The 19,333-nt window shown below is 70.4% G+C and carries 15 protein-coding genes; 8 read left to right on the top strand and 7 right to left on the bottom strand.

Annotated elements, in window-relative coordinates:
- Positions 1-20: 20 nt before the first annotated feature.
- Positions 21-1,667, bottom strand: coding sequence for a DNA repair helicase XPB (locus FXO23_RS07215; protein ID WP_158882086.1), 1,647 nt, complete (start codon positions 1,665-1,667; stop codon positions 21-23).
- 8 nt (positions 1,668-1,675) lie between these two features.
- The gene (locus tag FXO23_RS07210; RefSeq protein WP_246256996.1) at positions 1,676-3,130 is read right to left on the bottom strand and encodes an FAD-dependent monooxygenase; all 1,455 of its coding nucleotides are present in this window, start codon (positions 3,128-3,130) and stop codon (positions 1,676-1,678) included.
- A 90-nt stretch (positions 3,131-3,220) separates the two neighbouring features.
- On the opposite strand from FXO23_RS07210, the gene FXO23_RS07205 reads away from it, so the two are divergent.
- The gene (locus tag FXO23_RS07205) at positions 3,221-3,856 is read left to right on the top strand and encodes a TetR/AcrR family transcriptional regulator (RefSeq protein ID WP_158882082.1); all 636 of its coding nucleotides are present in this window, start codon (positions 3,221-3,223) and stop codon (positions 3,854-3,856) included.
- Here FXO23_RS07205 and FXO23_RS07200 read toward each other — a convergent pair.
- Positions 3,853-4,836 (bottom strand): ABC transporter substrate-binding protein, encoded by a 984-nt coding sequence (locus FXO23_RS07200; protein ID WP_158882080.1) that lies wholly within the window; start codon positions 4,834-4,836, stop codon positions 3,853-3,855. The genes FXO23_RS07205 and FXO23_RS07200 overlap by 4 nt on opposite strands.
- A gap of 189 nt (positions 4,837-5,025) precedes the next feature.
- On the opposite strand from FXO23_RS07200, the gene FXO23_RS07195 reads away from it, so the two are divergent.
- The 5 genes from FXO23_RS07195 (at position 5,026) to FXO23_RS07175 (ending at position 11,680) form a co-directional block, all read left to right on the top strand.
- Positions 5,026-7,617, top strand: a complete 2,592-nt coding sequence (locus tag FXO23_RS07195; protein WP_158882078.1) for a sensor histidine kinase — start codon at positions 5,026-5,028, stop codon at positions 7,615-7,617.
- Positions 7,610-8,281 carry a copper homeostasis protein CutC gene (locus FXO23_RS07190; RefSeq protein ID WP_179956705.1) on the top strand — a complete coding sequence of 224 codons (672 nt, stop codon included), beginning with the start codon at positions 7,610-7,612 and terminating at the stop codon, positions 8,279-8,281. The genes FXO23_RS07195 and FXO23_RS07190 overlap by 8 nt, the downstream gene beginning before the upstream one ends.
- 42 nt (positions 8,282-8,323) lie before the next feature.
- Positions 8,324-9,388: an NAD/NADP octopine/nopaline dehydrogenase family protein gene (locus FXO23_RS07185; protein ID WP_158882076.1), complete on the top strand. Its 1,065-nt coding sequence runs from the start codon at positions 8,324-8,326 to the stop codon at positions 9,386-9,388.
- 2 nt (positions 9,389-9,390) lie between these two features.
- A complete protein-coding gene (locus FXO23_RS07180; RefSeq protein ID WP_158882074.1) occupies positions 9,391-10,380 on the top strand; it encodes an LLM class flavin-dependent oxidoreductase in 990 nt (329 codons plus the stop codon).
- 79 nt (positions 10,381-10,459) lie between these two features.
- Positions 10,460-11,680 (top strand): acyl-CoA dehydrogenase family protein, encoded by a 1,221-nt coding sequence (locus FXO23_RS07175; protein ID WP_158882072.1) that lies wholly within the window; start codon positions 10,460-10,462, stop codon positions 11,678-11,680.
- Between the two features lie 58 nt (positions 11,681-11,738).
- Here FXO23_RS07175 and FXO23_RS07170 read toward each other — a convergent pair whose 3' ends face one another.
- Genes FXO23_RS07170 through FXO23_RS07155 form a run of 4 tightly spaced genes read right to left on the bottom strand, consistent with a single transcriptional unit; the run spans position 11,739 to position 15,172 of the window.
- Positions 11,739-12,599, bottom strand: coding sequence for an ABC transporter ATP-binding protein (locus tag FXO23_RS07170; protein ID WP_158882070.1), 861 nt, complete (start codon positions 12,597-12,599; stop codon positions 11,739-11,741).
- A 14-nt stretch (positions 12,600-12,613) separates the two neighbouring features.
- Positions 12,614-13,444, bottom strand: coding sequence for an ABC transporter permease (locus FXO23_RS07165; protein WP_158882068.1), 831 nt, complete (start codon positions 13,442-13,444; stop codon positions 12,614-12,616).
- Positions 13,441-14,211: an ABC transporter permease gene (locus FXO23_RS07160; RefSeq protein WP_158882066.1), complete on the bottom strand. Its 771-nt coding sequence runs from the start codon at positions 14,209-14,211 to the stop codon at positions 13,441-13,443. The genes FXO23_RS07165 and FXO23_RS07160 overlap by 4 nt, the downstream gene beginning before the upstream one ends.
- 16 nt (positions 14,212-14,227) lie before the next feature.
- The gene (locus FXO23_RS07155) at positions 14,228-15,172 is read right to left on the bottom strand and encodes an ABC transporter substrate-binding protein (RefSeq protein WP_158882446.1); all 945 of its coding nucleotides are present in this window, start codon (positions 15,170-15,172) and stop codon (positions 14,228-14,230) included.
- A gap of 754 nt (positions 15,173-15,926) precedes the next feature.
- Between FXO23_RS07155 and FXO23_RS07150 the strand changes: the two genes are divergently transcribed.
- Complete coding sequence (locus FXO23_RS07150; RefSeq protein WP_425484846.1) at positions 15,927-18,878, top strand: sensor histidine kinase; 2,952 nt, start codon at positions 15,927-15,929, stop codon at positions 18,876-18,878.
- Positions 18,875-19,327, top strand: coding sequence for a roadblock/LC7 domain-containing protein (locus FXO23_RS07145; RefSeq protein WP_179956704.1), 453 nt, complete (start codon positions 18,875-18,877; stop codon positions 19,325-19,327). The genes FXO23_RS07150 and FXO23_RS07145 overlap by 4 nt, the downstream gene beginning before the upstream one ends.
- The last annotated feature ends 6 nt before the right edge of the window (positions 19,328-19,333 follow it).

Here is a 19,333-nt window from a genome sequence, read left to right as displayed (position 1 = left end):
CGAAACGGGGGACTCGCGGGTCAGAGGGGGCGGAGGAGGTCGTCGGCGTCGACGATGGTGTAGGCGTAGCCCTGTTCGGCGAGGAAGCGCTGGCGGTGGGCGGCGTATTCGGTGTCCACGGTGTCCCGGGAGACCACCGAATAGAAGTGCGCCTGGCGGCCGTCGCCCTTGGGGCGCAGCAGGCGGCCGAGTCGTTGCGCTTCCTCCTGCCGGGACCCGAAGGTGCCGGAGATCTGGATCGCCACCGAAGCCTCGGGCAGGTCGATCGAGAAGTTGGCGACCTTGGACACCACCAGCGTGGCGATCTCGCCCCGGCGGAAGGCGTCGAACAGCGCCTCCCGTTCCTTGTTCCGCGTGGATCCCTGGATCACCGGGGCGTTCAGCTCCGCGCCCAGTTCCTCGAGCTGGTCGAGGTAGGCGCCGATGACCAGGGTCTGCTCCCCGGCATGTTTGTCCACAATGGACTTTATGACCGGGGTCTTGGTGTTCGCCGTGGCGGCGAGCTTGTAGCGTTCCTCGGCTTCCGCGGTCGCGTAGGCGAGCCGTTCGGCGTCGGTGAGCGTCACCCGCACCTCGATGCACTCGGCGGGCGCGATCCAGCCCTGCGCCTCGATGTCCCGCCACGGCACGTCGTACCGCTTCGGCCCGATCAGCGAGAACACGTCGCCTTCCCGGCCGTCCTCGCGCACCAGCGTCGCGGTCAGCCCGAGCCGCCGGCGCGACTGCAGATCGGCGGTCATCCGGAAGACCGGCGCGGGCAGCAGGTGCACCTCGTCGTAGACGACCAGGCCCCAGTCCCGCGAGTCGAACAGCTCCAGGTGCTTGTACTCGCCCTTGGTCTTGCGGGTGATCACCTGGTAGGTCGCGATGGTGACCGGCCGGATCTCCTTCTTCTCACCGGAGTACTCGCCGATCTCCTCCTCGGTGAGCGAGGTGCGCGCGACCAGTTCCCGCTTCCACTGCCGCCCGGCGACCGTGTTGGTGACCAGGATCAGCGTGGTCGCCTGCGCCCGCGCCATCGCGGCCGCGCCGACGAGCGTCTTGCCCGCCCCGCACGGCAGCACGACGACCCCGGAGCCGCCCGCCCAGAACGCCTGCGCGGCCTGGCGCTGGTACTCGCGCAGCGCCCAGCCGTCCTCGGCCAGCGACATCGGGTGCGCCTCGCCGTCCACGTACCCGGCGAGGTCCTCGGCGGGCCAGCCGACCTTGAGCAGCGCCTGCTTCAGCCGCCCCCGCTCCGACGGGTGCACGACCACGGTGTCGTCGTCGATGCGCGCGCCGAGCATCGGGTTGATCTTCTTGTTCCGCAGCACCTCTTCCAGCACCGCGCGGTCGGTCGTGCTCATCACCAGGCCGTGCGCGGGGTTGTTGGTGATCTGCAGCCGCCCGAACCGGCCCATGGTGTCCACCACGTCGATCAGCAGGGGCTGCGGCACCGGGAACCGGGAGTAGGTGGTCAGCGCGTCGACCACCTGCTCCGCGTCGTGCCCCGCCGCCCGCGCGTTCCACAGCGCGAGCGGCGTCACCCGGTAGGTGTGCACGTGTTCCGGGGCGCGTTCCAGCTCCGCGAAGGGTGCGATCGCGATCCGGGCGTCCTCGGCCTGCTCGTGGTCGACCTCGAGCAGCACGGTCTTGTCGGACTGGACGATCAGCGGGCCATTGGTCACGCGTTCCTTTATACGTTGACGGTGGCGGCCACGGCGTCGGTGGCCCAGACGGGGCAGCCGTCCGGCCGGAACAGGATGGCGGTGGCCCCCAGGTCGCCGGTGGGTTCGGCGCGGACGTGGTCGACCCGGGCGGGGAGTTCGAGGCCGGACGGGATGGCGCCGCCCAGGTCGAGCAGGACGGACCGGCCGGACCGGAACAGCTCGGACAGCCGGGCGGGACCGGAGCCGGTGACCAGTTCGGCGTCGGGCACCCGGGCGCCGACGAGCGGATGCGCGCCCGGCAGGTCGTAGCGCAGCGCCAGCCCGGACATCAGCCCCGCGAGGTGGCGGTTGACCTCGGGCAGCCGGAGCAGGTCGGTGAAGATCTCGCGCAGCGCGCGCACGTCCTCGTCCGGCCGCGGATCGGCCAGCACGCGCTGCGCCGCCGTGTGGTGCAGCACGCTCGCGGCGACCGGGTGGCGTTCGTCGTGGTAGCTGTCCAGCAGACCGTCCGGTGCGTGCCCCTGTACCGTCGCGGCGAGCTTCCAGCCCAGGTTGAACGCGTCCTGCACGCCGAGGTTCAGGCCCTGCCCGCCGAGCGGCGGGTGGATGTGCGCGGCGTCGCCGGCGAACAGCACGCGGCCGTGGCGGTAGCGCTCCACCTGCCGGGTCGCGTCGCTGAACCGGCCCGCGTTGACCACCGCGCGCAGCTCGGTCTCCTCCCCGTACACGGCGTGCAGCGCGGCGGTGATCTCCTCCTCGGTGACCGGGGCGCTCTTCTCGACCTCCGGCTGGTCCGCCCGGCCGAAGGTGAACCGGTACTTCTCCCCGCCGACCGGCACCATCATGGCCCAGTAGTCGCCCTCCCAGCGGGTCAGTTCGCTGATATGCGCCATCCGTTCCGGCACCAGGTCCGAAGTGCGAGACAGCAGGACGTCGGCCAGGACCGCCACGTAGGTTCCCGGGCGGCCGGGGAAGCCCGCCCCGAGCAGTTTGCGCACCGCGCTGTGCCCGCCGTCCGCGGCGACCAGGTAACGGGCCCGCACCCGGAGGTCGCCCGCGGTCACCGTGACCCCGTCGCCGTCCTGCTCGACCGCGGTGACCCCGGCGCCGCGCAGCACCCGCGCGCCCCGCGCGATCGCCCGCTCCTCGAGGAACTCCTCGACTGTCCACTGTGGAATACTGATCGGGTGGGGGAACCTGGTGCGCCAGGGTGTGCAGTCCAGCGGCACCGGCAGCATCGCGAAGTGCCCGCCCACCGGTTCCCGGGGCAAAGCCTTGCGCTGCAACGGTTCCAGCAGGCCGCGGAGTTCCAGCAGCTCCGCGGTGCGTGGCTGCAGCGTGCCGCCCTTGGTCTGCTCGATCCGCTCGGTCAGCTTCTCCAGCACCACCGTTTCCACCCCGGCCAGCGCCAGTTCGTACGCGCACATCAGCCCGGTCGGCCCGGCCCCCGCGACGGCCACCTCGGTCTCGATCTCCCGCACGTCTCCTCCTCGACTCATCAACTCGTCCTGGTATAAAAGTATACCAAGTGCAGAAAAAGTCCAAGTGCAAAATTCTGGTAAAGTGATCCCATGACCGACGAGACCGGCCTGCGCGAACGCAAGAAGCAGCGCACCCATGCGGCGATCTCCAACGCCGCGATCGAACTGTTCCTCGAACACGGCTTCGACGCGGTCTCGGTGGCCCAGGTGGCGGCCGAGGCGGAGGTGTCCAAACGCACGCTGTTCGCGTACTTCCCGGCCAAGGAAGACCTCGTGGTGCACCGGTTCGCCGACCACGAAACGGAAACCGCCCGCGTCGTGCGCGACCGCCCGGCCCGCCTCACGCCACTGGCCGCGCTGCGCGCCCACTTCCTGGACAGCCTGCGGCGGCGCGACCACTTCACCGGGCTCAACGACGCTCCCCAGACCATCGCGCTCTACCGGCTGGTCCGGGAAACCCCCGCACTGGTGGCCCGCATGTCGCGGTTCACCGACGGTGCCCAGCGAGCATTGGCCGAGGCGCTCCGCGAAACCGCGGGCACCCCGGAACTCACTGCCCGGCTCGCGGCGGCCCAGATCGTGGCGGTGCTCTGGAGCCTGATGCTGGACAACGGCGATCGGCTGGCGCGTGGGGAAACCGCTGACCAGCGCTACCCGGGTGCGGTGCTCGACGCCGAGCACGCCTTCGGGCTGCTGAAGAACGGGCTGCGTTCCCTGGGGCGCTAGGGCTGTCCCGGTTGCGGCAGCAGCGACTGCACGTCCAGCCGCGCGGCGAGCAATCCCGTGCTGTGCATCAGATCCGCGACCCGTTGCAGCCGCACGCCGTTCAGGGACGTGGGATAGGAACCCAGTGCCACCAGGGACGCGGTGGTGGGGTCGATCCCGGAGAACTTCGGCAGCGCCTGCCGGACCAGGGCCTGATCGTCGGCGCGCTGCTGCGCCTCGCCGAGCACCTGCCGGAAGAGCGCGAGCGTGCGCGGATTGGACTGCGCGAACAACCCGCTCGACGCGTAACCGGACACCGGGAAGTCCAGGGTCGCGCCGCGGGCGCTGTCGGCCAGGATCCGCGCGCCGAGTTCCTTGGCCGCCTTGGTGATGAACGGTTCCACCATCCACGCTGCGTCGGCTTCGTTGTCGCGCAGGGTATCCGGCATCGCCTCGAACGGGCGCTGGATGAACTTGATCTTCCCGACGTCCACGCCCGCGGTGCCGAGCATCGATTTCGCGGTCAGTGTGCCGAGATCGTTGAGCGTGTCCACCGCGATCGTCGGGTTCTTCTTTCCGTTGGGCTTCCCCGGTTCCTGGTATTTGGAACCGGGCAGCGTCACCAGTGCCATGGTGAATCCGGAAGACGTGTAAGCCTCGCCCTGCAACTGCAGCGCGGTCCCGGCCGCGGCCGCCTTGAACAGTGCGACATCGGTGGCGAACGCGACGTCGAGGTTGCCCGCGGCCAGGCGCGCGAGCCCGTTCTCCTGGCTTTCCTGCTCGACGAGTTCGACCCGCAGCCCGGCCCGGGCGAACGCGCCGTCGGCGACGGCCATCCGCAGCGGGGCGGTGTCTATCGGGCTGCCGACGCCAACGCGTAGAGTGTCGCGCTCGGGGGTGATGGGGGCGGTTGGCCGGTCGCCGGTGAACAGACCGCAGCCGGAAAGCGCGTACAGCGCGATGGCCACGACCACCGCGACCCTGCGCGCGCTGGTCCGCATGGCCGCCCCTGTCGACTGGAGAATCTCGGGTTTCGTGCTGGAGCTTAAGGTCTACGGGCAATACCATCGCCAGGAGGCCGTACCGGAACAGGACGGCTCCCGGACGATGCCTACTTTCGCTACTCTCCAGTAGGTTTACCGGGGCGACGCCCCGGAGCACACAGCAGTCCGGTTAGCGAAGGAAGCCTGGTGACCCGTCGGCAAAGTCGTCCCCGTCAAGGCGACGCGACGGATTCGCAGGCGGTCAAGGCGGCGGGTGGCCGGTGGCGGCTGCGTAACTGGCGGTTGCGCACGAAGTTACTCGTCGTGGTGCTCATCCCGACGCTGACCGTCCTCGCGCTCATCGGCTTCCGGGTGCGGCAGGACCTCGATCACGCTACGCAACTCGCCCAATTGGCCGCACACGGCAGGGTTGACGACGCGGTGGCCGATGTGGTGCACCAGGTGCAGCGTGAGCGAGATCTCACCGTGCGGTTCGTGTCCGGCGGGCGGAAGGCCGATCCGGTCGAACTGCGCCGCCAGCGGGACCGCGTCGACGCCTCGATCGCCACGCTCGGCCGCGAACTCGACAGCAACGCGCCGCGGCTGTCCGAATCGGGTGCCGCCGGTTTGCGCAAAACCCAGGCGCAGTTCGGGGTGCTGACCGGCCTGCGGTTCGCGGGCGAGCATTCGGCGTTTCCCGCGGACGCCGTGCTGCGGTCGTACAGCGAGCTGATCTCCGGCCTGCTCGACATGAGCGATCAGGCCGTCACCGACGTCACCGACCCCGATCTGGCCCGGCTGAAGCTGGCGGACAACGCGCTGGCCCGGGTCAAGGACCAGATGTCGATCAAGCGCGCGGTGCTGGCCGACGCGCTGGAACAGGGCAGCCTTTCCGGCGCCCGGCTGCGCGCGCTGCTCGGCGCCGAGGCCGAACTCGCCGCGGCGCGCAACGACTTCCGGAAGTTCGCGAGCCCGCAGCAGCAGCGGATGTACGACGACACGGTGATCGGGCTGATCGTCGACCAGGGCAACGATCTCGTCGAATCCGCGCTCACCCGGGCGGAGAACGACCAGCCGCTGGCCGGGCTCGATCCGGCCAAATGGGACACCGCGGCCACGTACACGGTGAACCTCGCGCGCAAGGTGCAGGAAGCGATGCAGGTGCAGACGCAGCAGCGCACCGACGCCCTGGCCGCGCAGGCCCGGACCTCGGCGATCGTGGACGCCGGGGCCGTCTTCGGCGTGCTGCTGATCGGCGGGATCCTCACCGTGATCATCGCCCGGTCCCTGCTGCGCCCGCTGCGGATCCTGCGGGCGAGCGCGCTGGACGTCGCCGAGCACCGGCTGCCCGCCGCGGTGGAAGGCATCCTCGCCGATCCCGAACCGCGGCCGGAAGGCGTGCGGCGCTGGGTCGCCCCGGTTCCGGTGTTCAGCCGCGAGGAACTCGGTCAGGTCGCGCGCGCGTTCGACGCGGTCTACGGCGAAGCGGTGCGGCTGGCCGGGGATCAGGCGCTGCTGCGGGAAAACGTCAACGCGATGTTCGTGAACCTGTCCCGGCGCAGCCAGGATCTGGTGGAGCGGCAGCTTTCCGTGCTGGACCGGATGGAAGCCGACGAGCAGGACTCGGAAACCCTCGGCGGGCTGTTCGAACTGGACCACCTGGCGACCCGGATGCGGCGCAACAGCGAGAACCTGCTGGTGCTCTCCGGACACGATCTCGGCAACCGGGTGCCCGGTTCGGTCGCCGCGGACGAGATCCTCGGCGCCGCGCTGTCCGAGGTCGAGCACTACCAGCGGATCGAGCTGACCGCGACGCCGGCGCTCGCGGTGCGCGGGGACGCCGCCAGCGACCTGGTGCACGTGATCTCCGAGCTGCTGGAGAACGCCACGCTGTACTCGCCCGACGACACCATGGTGACCGTCGGCGGCACGGTGACGCGGGACGGCGGCTGGGAGGTGTCCATCACCGACCGGGGCGCCGGGATGCCGCAGGCCGAGATCGAACGCGCGAACGCCCGGCTCGCCGAACCGCCCGAAGTGGACGTCGAGGTGTCCCGCCGGATGGGGTTGTACGTCGTTTCCCAGCTTTCCCGGCGGCACCACATCGACGTCTGGCTCGGCGGCGCCGAGGGCGGCGGGCTGGTGGCGACCGTGCTGGTGCCGGCCGATCTGGTCGACGTCTCACCGGTCCAGCCGGAGCAGGTGATCCCGGTCGAGGTGGTCCCGGCCCCGGAGCCGCCGCCGGAACCGGTCGTCGAACTGCCCATGCCCGAGGAACTGCCGTCGCTGCCGCTGCTCAGCGAGGAGCCGCCCCGGCGCGCGCCGGTCGCCGACGAGCCCGCCCCGGAGTGGCCGACCGAGGAGAACGATCCGCACCCGCTCGATCTGGACGCGCCGACCGAGCGGATGCCCGCCTACCAGGAAGTGCTTTCGCAGTGGTTCGCGAGCAGCCGGGACCGGCTCGACGACGACTCGGGCCCGTTGCCGCGGGCCGACGCGAGCCGGGCCGCCACCGAGGGCTGGCAGCGGCCCGGTGTTCCGCCCTGGCCCGCCGCCGCCGATCTCGCCGGGGCCCTCGGCGAGAATGGGGACCACGCCGCCGCCCAGGACCCGGATCTCGGTGATCCGGACGCGCCGACCGTGCCGGAGATTCCGGTGCAGCCGGCGGATTCCCTGGCGGACAAGCCGGTGCTGAGCCGGGAGCCGGAGGCGGTGCGGGTGCGGATGGCGCAGTTGCAGTACGGGGTCGAACGAGGCCGCCACGCGCGGGCCGAATCGAGGGAGAGGTCGAGTGAGTAACCCGGGGTTGCTTGAGGTGATCGCGTTGGACGCGCGGGATGCCGAGAACGCTCAGAAGGGCGGCGCGGACCGGCTCGAACTGGTCTCGGACATGGCCGTCGACGGGCTCTCGCCGGAGCCGCGCGTGGTGCGCGAGGTGCTCGCGGCGACCGACCTGCCGGTCCGGGTCATGCTGCGCGACAACGGTTCCTTTGCTCGGGGCAGCCTTGATTCCTTGCGCCGCAAGGCAGCCGAACTCGTCGAGGCGGGCGCGACCGAGTTCGTGTTCGGGTACCTGACCGGAAACGGCGCCGTCGACACCGGAACCTGCGCCGCCCTGGCCGCGGAGATCCCCGGCCCGTGGACGTTCCACCGCGCGGTCGACCACGCCCGCGATGTCCTTGCGGCGCACCGGGAACTCGCCGCGCTCGGCTGCGACACCGTGCTGTCCGCCGGACATCCGGACGGCGTGGCGGCGGGATTGCCGGTGCTGCGCGAACTCGCCGGACGCGCGGGTGGGCCGCGCCTGCTGGTCGGCGGCGGCCTGCGCGCCGGGCAGGTGCCCCCGTTGCGCGCGGCCGGGGCCGATGCGTTCCACATCGGCAGCGCCGCGCGGCCGCGCGGCTGGGCCGAACCGGTGGACGTGGAATCGGTGCGGGAATGGGCGGATCTGGTGCACCAGTAGGGTGTCGTCGATGATCTTCAGCGACGAGCCCCGGGGGCGCGGATGATCGTGACGGTTCTGGGCGGGGGCAACGGCGCGCACGCCGCCGCCGTCGATCTGACCCTGCGCGGGCACGAGGTCCGGTGGTGGCGCCGGAGCGCGCCGTTTCCCGGGGGCGGGCGGCTGAAGTACCGCACCGACCGGGAATCCGGGGAGATCGCGGTGGCCCGCACCACCCACGACCTGGCCGCCGCGGTCGCGGGCAGCGACCTGGTCCTCGCGCCGGTTCCCGCACCCGCCCAGCCCGAACTGCTCGCCGCCCTGGCCCCGGTGCTGGCGCCGGGGCAGGCCGTCGCGTTCACCCCGGGCACCTTCGGCACCTGGTTCGGCGCGCGGCTGCGGCCCGACGTGGCCTTCCTGGAAACCGGCACGCTGCCTTACCTGGCCCGGGTCACCGCCCCCGGCGAGGTCGGCCTGCCGGTGACCTCGGGGCGCCTGCCGGTCGGTTCGATCCCGGGCACCGGCCCGCTCGCCGACGCGGCGCACGACCGGTTCGCCACCGCGTACCCCGCGGCGGTCCGGGTCGCCGACGGGCTGGACGCGGCCCTGGCCAACTGGGGTCCGGTGATCCACCCGCCGCTGATCGCGCACAACCTCGGCGCCATCGAGACCTTCGGCGACCGGTTCGACATCCACGCCGACGGCACCTCGCCCGCGGTGCTGGCGACCACCCGTGCGCTCGACGAGGAACGGATCGCGCTGCGCGAGGCGCTCGGGTTCGCCGCGCCGCACTGGCCGCTGCGCGACTACCACCTCGGCGAGGACACCTCGATGTACCCGCCCGACGCCAAGGCGAAGCTGCTCGCCTCCGGGCTGTGGCGCGAATCGGTCGACCTGGAACACCGGTACGTGCGCGAGGACATCGGATGCGGCCTGGTGCTCACCGTCGCGCTGGCCCGGGCGGCCGGGGTGGAAACCCCGGTCGGCTCGGCGATCCTGACCCTGATCGGCGCCGCGCTCGGCCAGGATCTCCTCGCCGCAGGCCGGAATCTGGACCTGCTCGGCACCCGTGATCTCGACGAAATCCGTCGCGTCGCCCGCGAGGGCGTAGCCGTTCTCAGGAGCTGACCTTGCGATACCTGCTGCAGCTGCACGGAAACCTGCCGATCGACGCCTACCCGGCGCTGGCCGCGCGGGCCGAGGAACTCGGCTTCGAGGACGTCACCCTGCACGACGTGCTGATGCGCCGGCCGGTCTGGCCGGTGCTGTGCGACATCGCCCGCGCCACCAGCCGGGTGCAGGTCGGGCCGAACGTCACGCATCCGTACCTGACCCATCCCGCGCAGATCGCGGCGAACCTGGCGCACCTGGACGAACTCTCCGGCGGGCGGGCGGTGCTCGGCATCGGCCGGGGGTCCATGTACGACCTGGTCGGGCAGGCCAACCCGGCGACGCTGGCCGGGGTGCGCGAGGCGATCGACGTGATCCGCGCGCTGGTGGGCGGGCAGGGCGGTCCGTACCCGGGCGAGGTGTTCCGGCTGGAACCGGTGGCGCGTCTGCGGTTCGGCACCGGCCGCGAAGTGCCGGTGTACCTCGGCGCGCACGGGCCGAAGGGGGCCCGGCTGGCGGGCGCGCACTGCGCCGGGCTCCGCCTGGCGGCGCAGTGGGAGCCGAGCTACGCGGTGATGCTCCGGGAGCACTTCCTGGCCGGGGCGAAGGACGCGGGGAGGCCGCACGGCGAGGCCGACTTCGTCGTGGAGAACTGGACGTTCGTGCACCCGGACCGGGAACTCGCCCGCCGGGGCGCGCGCAAGGTGCTGGCCACCTTCCTGCCGCACCTCGGGCCGCTGCTGTCCTTCCACCAGGTGCCCGAGGCCGAGGTCGAGGCCGCGCGGGCCGCGGTCTACCGGGGTGAGACCGGTCGGCTCGCCGAGATCAGCGACCGCACGCTCGATCTGTTCATGGCCGCGGGCGACCTCGGGGACCTGGTGTCCGGCCTGGATCGGCTGGCCGGGGCCGGATTCGAGGCCGTCTCGTTCTCCGGGGAACTCGGCCCGGACACCGCGCTCGCGCTGGATCTGATCGGCGAGGCGATCGCGAAACGGGCGAGCCGGGGATAACCCCGGCCGTTGCGGCGAACGGGGTAACCCGGTGCGGTTGCCCGTTGACCGTGCCGGAGACCTGCTGTATTGATCTCGGGTGACCACTTGCCTGAATGACGAACAGCTTGAGCTTGTCGATCGTGCGGGCAAGCTCGCGGACGTGTTCGCCGAACGCGCGGCCGAACACGACCGGGAAAACACCTTCCCCGTCCAGAACTACGAGGACCTCCGCGAAGCCGGTTTCCTCCGGCTGTCGGTGCCGACCGAACTGGGCGGGCTGGGCGCGGGCCTGCCGGAGATCGTGCCGGTGCTGGAACGCCTGGCCATGGGCGACGGCGCGACCGCGCTCGCGGTGACCATGCACATCTCGCCGCTGGGGCAGTGGGCGAGCGTGTGGCGCCGCACCGGGAACCCGCGGCTGGAAGGGCTGCTGCGCAAGGCCGCCGAGGGGTCGCTGATCTGGGCCTCGGTGACCGGTGAGCAGGGCCTGCGCAACGACATGACCGACGCGCTCACCAAGGCGACCCGGGTGCCCGGCGGGTACCTGCTGAGCGGCCGGAAGAGCTTCGCCACCAACACCTCGGTGGCCACGCACTGCTCGACCACCGCGCGGTACGAGGAGGCCGAGGGCGGGCCGCGCCTGCTGCTCTGCCAGATCGCGCTGGACCAGCCGGGCGTGCGGCTGCACCAGACCTGGAACACCATGGGCATGCGCGCAACGCAGAGCAACGACCTCGAACTGGACGACGTGTTCGTCGCCGACGACCGCGTGGTGCATTCGCTGCCGGTCAAGCACCTGGACGCACGGGTGCTGGAAACCGTGTGGGCGTGGGCGATGCCGGCGTTCTCCGCGGTGTACACCGGGATCGCGGCGGGCGCGCTGGACTGGACGGTGCGGCAGGTCGCCGGGCGCGGGCGCGCGGACGATCCGGTGCTGCAGGACGTGATCGGCGAATGCACGATCCTGATCGAGAGCTCCCGCGCGCTGGTCCACCGGCACGTCGACGAGGTGACCAGCCGCCGGTTGTTCGAGGGCGGGGTGCAGGAGGGCGTTTCCCGGTGCGCCCTGGTGAAGTACGTGGCCAGCAACAACGCGGTGGAAGTGCTGCGGCGGCTGGTCGACGTGGTCGGCGGGGCGTCCTACACCAGGGAACTGCCGTTCGAACGGATGTGGCGGGACGTGCAGGCCGGGACGTTCATGCCGATGGGCAACCTGGCCGCGCGCAAGCTGATCGGCGCGAGCACGCTCGGCGTGCCCACCCTGCCGGTCATCGACTTCGACGAAACCGGCCACGACAGCAAGCCGAAGACCCGCTGAACGCGGAAAGTGCTGCCACTTTCCGGCATCGGAAAGCCGAAAGTGGCAGCACTTTCGGTCAGCGGGCGCGTTCCTTGGCTTCCGCCGCGGCGGCCTCCTGTTCGGCGAGGTCCCATTCGGCGGCGTCCGAGGCGGCCTTGACCGCTTCCGGCGAACCGCCGTGCAGCAGCCGCGCCACCTCACCGCGCAGGGACACGAACTCCGCCGACTCCCGCGTGGTGATCTGGTCCCGCTCCGCGGGCAGGCCGACCGGGAGGTCCGCGACGATCGACGCGGGTGACTTGGACAGCACGAGCACCCGGTCGCCCAGGTACACGCTCTCGTCGATGTCGTGCGTGACCAGCAGGACCGTGCTGCCCTGTTCGCGCTGCACCCGCCGCAGCAGGTCCTCCAGCTCGAACCGGGTCTGCGCGTCCACCGAGGCGAACGGCTCGTCCATCAGCAGCAGCGCGGGGCGGCGGGCCAGCGCGCGGGCGATCGACACCCGCTGCTGCATCCCGCCGGACAGCTGCCACGGGTACTTGTTCTCCGTCCCCGCGAGCCCGACCTCCGCCAGGGCCGCGCGGGCGCGTTCCCGGCGTTCGGACTTGCTCAGCTTTCCCCACCGCAGCGGGAATTCCACGTTGCGGGCCACCGAAAGCCACGGGAACAGCGACCGGCTGTAGTCCTGGAACACCACCGCCAGATCGTCCGGCACGCCGGTGACCCGGTCGCCGTGCAGGCTGACCGTTCCGCCGGTCGGCGCGATCAGGCCCGCGATGCAGCGCAGCAAAGTGGACTTCCCGCAACCGGACGGCCCGACGATGCAGGCCAGTTCGCCCGCCTGGACGGTGAACGACAGCTCGTTCACCGCCACATGCGCTTCGGCGTCCTTGCCGTAGCGGTGGTTGAGGCCGGTCACCTCGAGCATGGTTGGCACATCAGCCTCCTGAGTCACTTACGACCGTTGCGAGCGGGCTGCCAGCCCAGCACCCGGTGCTCCACCAGGAGCAGCAGGGAATTCAGCCCGAAGCCGAGCACACCGAGCAGCACGATCCACGACCACATGGTCGGGAAGTCGAACTGCCGCTGGGCGGAGATCAGCGCGTAGCCGATGCCGTTGAGCGCGCCCACCAGTTCGGACACCACCATCAGGATCAGCGAGATGGACAGGCTCAGCCGCAGGCCCGCGAAGATCTTCGGCAGTGCGGTGGGCAGCACCACCAGGGTGATCCAGTACGACTTCGGCGTCCGGAACGACCGCGCGGTCTCCAGTTTCACCTTGTCCACCGAACGGACGCCGTCCACGGTGTTCAGCAGGATCGGCCACAGCGCGCCGAAAATGATGGTGGCGATCTGCATCCCGGGTCCGATGTGGAAGATCACCATGAACGCCGGGGCCAGGGTCGGCGGCGGAATCGCCCGGAAGAAGGCGAAAAGCGGGCCGACGTAGTCCATTCCGGTCCGCGAGCGGCCGAGCGCGGTGCCCAGCGCGACGCCGAGCACCACCGAGATCGCCCAGCCGCCGAGCACCCGGCCCAGGCTGGGCAGGATGTGTTCGAACACCGAATCGGTGAGGAACAGCTGGGAAACCGGGCCGGAGAACCAGAGCTGGGCCGCGTTGCCCAGGATTTCGGTCGGGGGCGGGAAGAACAGGTTGCCCGCCAGGCGGGTGGCCAGTTCCCAGAGCACGACCGCGCCCAGGAAGAGCAGCCAGTTCCGGGCGAACCCGGAAACTCCCCGGCCCGCCCGGGTGCGGAGCCGGACCGCGCTGTCGGTCGTCATGTCGTGGCCTCCACATCGACGGTGCTCCAGGCGAACAGGCGCCGCCCGGCACGTTCGAGGCCCTCGTTGATCAGGTAACCGATCACCCCGGCCACCACGGTTCCGGCGAGCACCAGGTCCATCCGGCCGCCACCCTCACTGGCTTCCAGGATGAAGTTGCCGATGCCGCGGCTGGCGCCCGCCACGTATTCGGTGCTGATCACCAGGATCAGCGCGATCGCCGCGGACATCCGGATCCCGGTGAACACGAACGGCGCGGCATGCGGCAGCGCGACCGAGGTCAGCATCCGGGATCTGCCGGTGCCGCAGGATCTCGCGGTGTCGACGAGCACCGGATCGATCTCGGCGAGCGCGTAGATGGTGTTGAACAGGATCGGCCAGATCGCGCCGTACACCGCGAGCGTGATCTTCGCCTCCGGGCCGCCGCCGACCACCAGGATCACCAGGGGGATCAGGGCCACCGAAGGAATCGGGCGCAGGAACTCGACGATCGCCTTGGTCGCGGCGCGCAGCGCGGGGATGCTGCCGAGCAGCAGCCCGGCGGGGATCGCGACGGCCACCGAGATCAGCATCGCGATGGCCCAGGCCAGCACCGAGGCGATGACGTCCCGCACGAACGACACCTGGCCGAGGAGTTCGGCCACTCGGGCCAGCACGATGCTGGGCGGGGGCAGGAACTGTTGCTGGACGAGCCCGGCCCGGGCGGCTCCTTCCCAGATCAGGAAGAAGCCGACCAGGCCGGCCAGGTTACGGAGAATCCTTGTCACGTCAGGTCGTGTCGCCTCAGGTCGCCGACTGCTGCGCGATCATCGGCCCGACATCGATCTTCTGGTTGATCGTGCCGAACTCGAGCAGCAGGTCGGGCACCCGCTGCAGCCGCCGCGGGTCCAATGCCGACTGGAAGGTCAGCAGCGTGGTCAGCGCCGCGGTGTCCTTGTCCACCTTGGCGAACTGGACCATCAGCGGTTCGATCTTGCTGCGGTCCGCGGATTCGGCGGTGGCCTTCTTCAGCGCGCGCTGGAAGGCGGCCACCGTCTTCGGGTTCTGGTCGGTGAACTTGCCGAGCGCGCCGTACCCGGCGGTCGGGAAGTCCTGGGTCGGGCCGGTGGCGGTGTCGAACACCGGGACCGCGCCGACGGTCTTCGCCGCGCTGGTGATGAACGGCTCGGTCATGAAGGCGGCGTCCACGTCACCCCGCTGCAGGGCGGCTGCCATGTCCGGGAACTTCAGCGACACCCACTGGACCTTGCTGAAGTCGACGCCGTTGGTCTTCATCACGGACTTGGTCAGCGTGTCGCAGATGGTGTTCTGCTCGGTGATCGCGACCTTCTTGCCCGCCATGTCGGCCACGCTCTTCACCTGGCTGTTCGGCATCGCCACGATCATGGTGCTCTTCGGCGCCGCGGAGGAGGCGTCGGCGACGAACTTGATGTCGGCGGCGCCCTTGCTCTTGGCGATGAAGAACGGCGTGTAGCTGCCGTAGGCGATGTCGACCTCGCCACCGATCAGCTTGGACAGCGAGGCCTGGCCGCTGGGGGCGTTGACCACCTCGAGGTCGAGGCCCTCCTGCTTGAAGTACCCGTTCTGGACCGCGAGGTGGAACGGCGCCAGGTCGATCGTCGGCATGATCGAGACCTTGACCTTGGGCTGCTCAACGGCGCCGGTGCCGCCTTCGGCCGATTTGTCGGAACCGCCAAGCAGGCCGCAGCCGCTGACCGAAGCCAGCACGAGGAGGGTGGCGATGAGGACGCCGAAGACGCCGCGTTGTCTGTGGCCCCGCGCTCTGCTGTTGGCGTGTCGAAGCAAGGCTAACTCCTCGCTAAAAATGGTCACTCTGTCGTGGACCAGGTGGATTGGATGTAACTCATGTCGGGAGTCACGCGGTCACTGTAGAGAATCAACCCACTACGAAACAATGGGTGCTTACCACCGCTCCCGGCGTGGCTAATATCACCTGAACGGGTAGCACTGCAAGTGCAGTTAGGCTACTTAGAGTAGTCTCTTATCCGTTGATGAGGCATTTGGCGTCTTTAGTAGTGAGCGTCCTGGGGCTTCTCCTCACCCATGGCCTGGAAGGGTTACATCTGATCCGGGTCTTCGCTACCCTCTGCGCCTGTAATCAGGTATAGACCACCCATGTAGCGAGAGAGAGTGCCTGAATGGCCGAGCGGACGGAACGTTTCCTCCAGGTGCGAGGCACTTTCTTCGAGGGGACGCTGTCGGGCGGCGTGTTGGTGAGGAGCTAGGCCGAGTCGACCAGGGCAGGGGCCCAAGAAGCGATGCTTGTGCTGAACCGATTCCGTGGTTCCCGTAGGGGTGGCGGGACACCAGGAGTACATGAACATTTCACTGGGGTGGGCGCCCGGCGCGACCGGCCGCCGTTCACTGGGCTGACCAGGCCACTTCCCGTGGGAGTGTGCCGCTAGTGCGCGAGCAGAACGCTGAGCACAGGTTCAGCCCGGACAACGATGGTGGTGCGGCGGTGCCGACGACACAGATCGTGGGGGCGAACGACGCCCCCACGCGACAGATCAGCGCCGGACCGGGCGGCTCGCGGCGCGGGCTGCGGAACTGGCGGCTGCGCTCGAAGCTGGCCGTGGTGCTGCTCATTCCGACCCTGACCGCGCTCGTCCTCGCCGGTCTGCGCGGCTGGGACGAGTTGCAGCAGGCCAACCGGTTCCAGCAGACCGCGGACCAGGTCGCCGTCGCCAGCAAGGTGACGGCCGTGATCCACGAGCTGCAGATCGAGCGCACCCTCGTGGTGTCCCGGGTCGCGGCCACGCTGGTCAACGAGGACCCGCGTTCGGTGACGAACCGGAAGGCCGCGGTCGACGCGCAGATCTCCCGGGTGGACGGCGCGATCAGCGATCTCCGCGATGCCGCCGGGCAGCTGAACACCCAGGACCAGGCGGCCAAGGAGCGCTACGACCGCGGGCTGCAGCGGCTCAACGCCCTCGGCCCGTTGCGGAACGCGACGAACACCTCGTCCTATTCGGACCTTTCGGCCTTCTACACCTATTCCTCCATTCTGGAGGCATTGGTGCAACTCGGGCGCGAGGTGAACACCGCGGTCAACGACCAGGACCTGCTCCGCCAGGGCACCACGACCCAGGCGCTGTCCGAGGCCAAGGAGTTCACCGCCAAGGAGGACGCGGCGCTGCAGATCGCGGCCCTGCGCAACACCTTCCCCGGCGACATGCTCGAACAGGCCCGCGCCGCGCAGGCGAGCGGTGACGCGGCGATCAAGACGTTCTCCGCGAACGCCTCGCCCGACCAGCAGCAGGTCTACTCGGACACGGTGAGTGGTCCCGAGGTCGACGACCGGCAGCGGATCCGGTCCGCGGCCTTCGTCCGCGGCGACGCGAAGCAGTCGCCCGGGATCGACAGCGCCCGGCTCACCACGGACAGCTCGGCCAACCTCGGCAAGCTCCGCACGGTCGAGAACGACCTGCTCGACACGCTGCGCAAGCACGCGGACGAGCTGGCCAGTTCGGCCACCACCGCGGCCTGGCGCGACGCCGGCATCGTGCTGGTCGCCCTCGCCGCCGCGTTCGCGCTGATGCTGGTCATCGCCCGCCTGATGCTGCGGCCGCTGCGCGTCCTGCGCTCCTCGGCGCTCGACGTGGCCTACACCCGGCTGCCGGAGACCGTGCAGCGCATCCTGGACGACCCGGATCCGGTGCAGGCCTCGAAGAACGCGGTCGACCCGGTGCCCGTGCACACCCACGAGGAGATCGGCGAGGTCGCCCGCTCGTTCGACGCGGTGCACGAGCAGGCCGTCCGGATGGCGGCCGAGCAGGCGCTGCTGCGCGAGAACGTCAACGGCATCTTCGTGAACCTCTCCCGGCGGTCGCAGCGGCTGGTGGAACGCCAGCTCGGCGTGATCGACCGGCTCGAGGCCGACGAGCAGGACCCCGACCACCTCGCCAGCCTGTTCGAACTGGACCACCTGGCGACCCGGTTGCGGCGCAACGGCGAAAGCCTGCTGGTGCTCTCCGGCGCCGGCCTGGCGAAGTCGGTGCCGAAGCCGGTCCCGGCGGCCGACGTGATCGGCGCCGCGGTGTCCGAGATCGAGCAGTACGCGCGGGTCGAGGTCGGCGTCATCCCGGATGTCGCGGTGCGCGGCCTGACCGTGCACGACCTGGTGCACGTCCTGGCCGAGCTGCTGGACAACGCGACCTACTTCTCCGAACCGGAGACCAAGGTGAGCGTGCGGGCCGTGGTGACCCGGAAGAAGGCGCTGGCCATCCAGATCACCGACCGCGGGGTCGGGATGTCCGACGAGCAGATCACCGAGGCCAACAAGCGGCTCGCGGATCCGCCGGACCTGGACGTGTCGGTGACCCGGCGGATGGGCCTCTACGTGGTCGCGCGCCTGGCCCAGCGGCACGGCATCGAGGTGCGGCTGCGCGAGAACGAGGACATCGAAGGCGGTGTGATAGCGCGGATCGTGGTGCCCGCGGACCTGCTCGGGCCGCTCAGCCCGGACGGGCCGCCGCCCCCGGCGTCGCGCGCGGAGACCTCGTCGCCGAGCCTGCCCCCGGTTTCGGTGGCGGAACCGGCACCCCCGCCGATGCCGCCGTCGCCCCGGGAGCCCGCCGAAGAGCAGGCCGGTGGCCTGCGCCCGCTCGACCAGCCGATCAGCCTGGACGATCTGGTCGGCGGCACGCCGAACGCGGCGTTCCTCAGCCCGGGCCAGCCCGGCGCCGAACCGGCGCGGACCAGCTTCAACGGGAACGGGGACACCCCCGGGTCGGCCGCCGAGACCACCGAGTTCTCCCTGGCGCTGCCCAAGCGGGAGCCCAAGTACGTGCCGCCGGAGCCGGAACCGAAACCACCGGAGCCGGAACCGGGCCAGGTGAGCGCGCTCGACGACGACGTACCGACCAAGCGGCTGCCGATCTACCAGTCGGTGCTGTCCCGCTGGTTCAGTGAGGAGGAGGCATCCGAGCACGAGTTGGCGGAGGAGACGCCTGCCGCCGAGCCGGTCGCGTACGAATCCCAGCAGCAGGACCCGGAGGCGACTCAGGTCCACGAGGCGGCCGAGCCGGAGCCCGCCGTGTCCGATGACTGGCACAGCGTGTCCGACGAGGGTTGGCAGGCCGCGCAGTCGTTGCTGGAGACCAAGAGCGAAGAGATCACCCCGGCCGGTCTGCCCAAACGGGTGCCCAACGCATACTTGGTACCGGGCTCGGTCAACACCGGGGAGACCGATTCGTTCCGCGACACCACGGTCGGTCAGCCCGGCCAGGGGGCCATCGCCCGGTCGGCGACGGCCGCGCGCAGCCGGATGGCGAGTTTCCAGCGTGGCTACACCACCGGCCGGCATGCGCTTCGGGACAACACGACCGAGCGTCCGGAAGAGAACGGCGTTTCGGTGAGCGGCGGGGAGCGGTACTCCTCGTCCGACACGGCAGCGAGGAGTGACGAGTGACACGGGCGGGCGCAATGCAGCCGGGAGGTCCCAAACAGCAGGGGCAGCCGGGGAGTTTCGCGTGGCTCATCACGGATTTCGTGCATCGCGTCCCCGGCGCGGCGCATGCCGTGGTGGTCTCGGCGGACGGGTTGCTGCTGGCGGCGTCGAGAGGTCTGCCCAAGGACCGGGCGGACCAGCTCGCCGCGGTGGCTTCCGGGCTGACCAGTCTCGCGCGCGGCGCGGCGAAGGTCTTCGAGGGCGGTGCGGTCGCGCAGACCGTCGTCGAGATGGCCAACGGCTTCATGTTCTTGATGTCGGTTTCGGACGGTTCCTGCCTGGCCGTGCTCGGTTCACCGGACAGCGACATCGGTCTCGTGGTGTACGAGATGACGTTGCTGGTGGATCGGGTCGGTCAGCAGCTGACCCCCGAAATGCGCGCCCAACTGCAGGGAGCCGCGCGCCCGTAGGCGCGC

Source organism: Amycolatopsis anabasis (assembly GCF_009765355.1).
GTDB lineage: Bacteria > Actinomycetota > Actinomycetes > Mycobacteriales > Pseudonocardiaceae > Amycolatopsis > Amycolatopsis anabasis.
The sequence above is the reverse complement of the archived record's forward strand: the minus strand, read 5'-3'. Positions and strand labels throughout refer to the sequence as shown.

Coding starts and splice junctions, on each gene's coding strand:
- FXO23_RS07200 (WP_158882080.1), bottom strand. CDS start 4,836: ATGCGGACCAGCGCGCGCAGGGTCGCGGTGGTCGTGGCCATCGCGCTG.
- FXO23_RS07205 (WP_158882082.1), top strand. CDS start 3,221: ATGACCGACGAGACCGGCCTGCGCGAACGCAAGAAGCAGCGCACCCAT.
- FXO23_RS07185 (WP_158882076.1), top strand. CDS start 8,324: ATGATCGTGACGGTTCTGGGCGGGGGCAACGGCGCGCACGCCGCCGCC.
- FXO23_RS07165 (WP_158882068.1), bottom strand. CDS start 13,444: ATGACGACCGACAGCGCGGTCCGGCTCCGCACCCGGGCGGGCCGGGGA.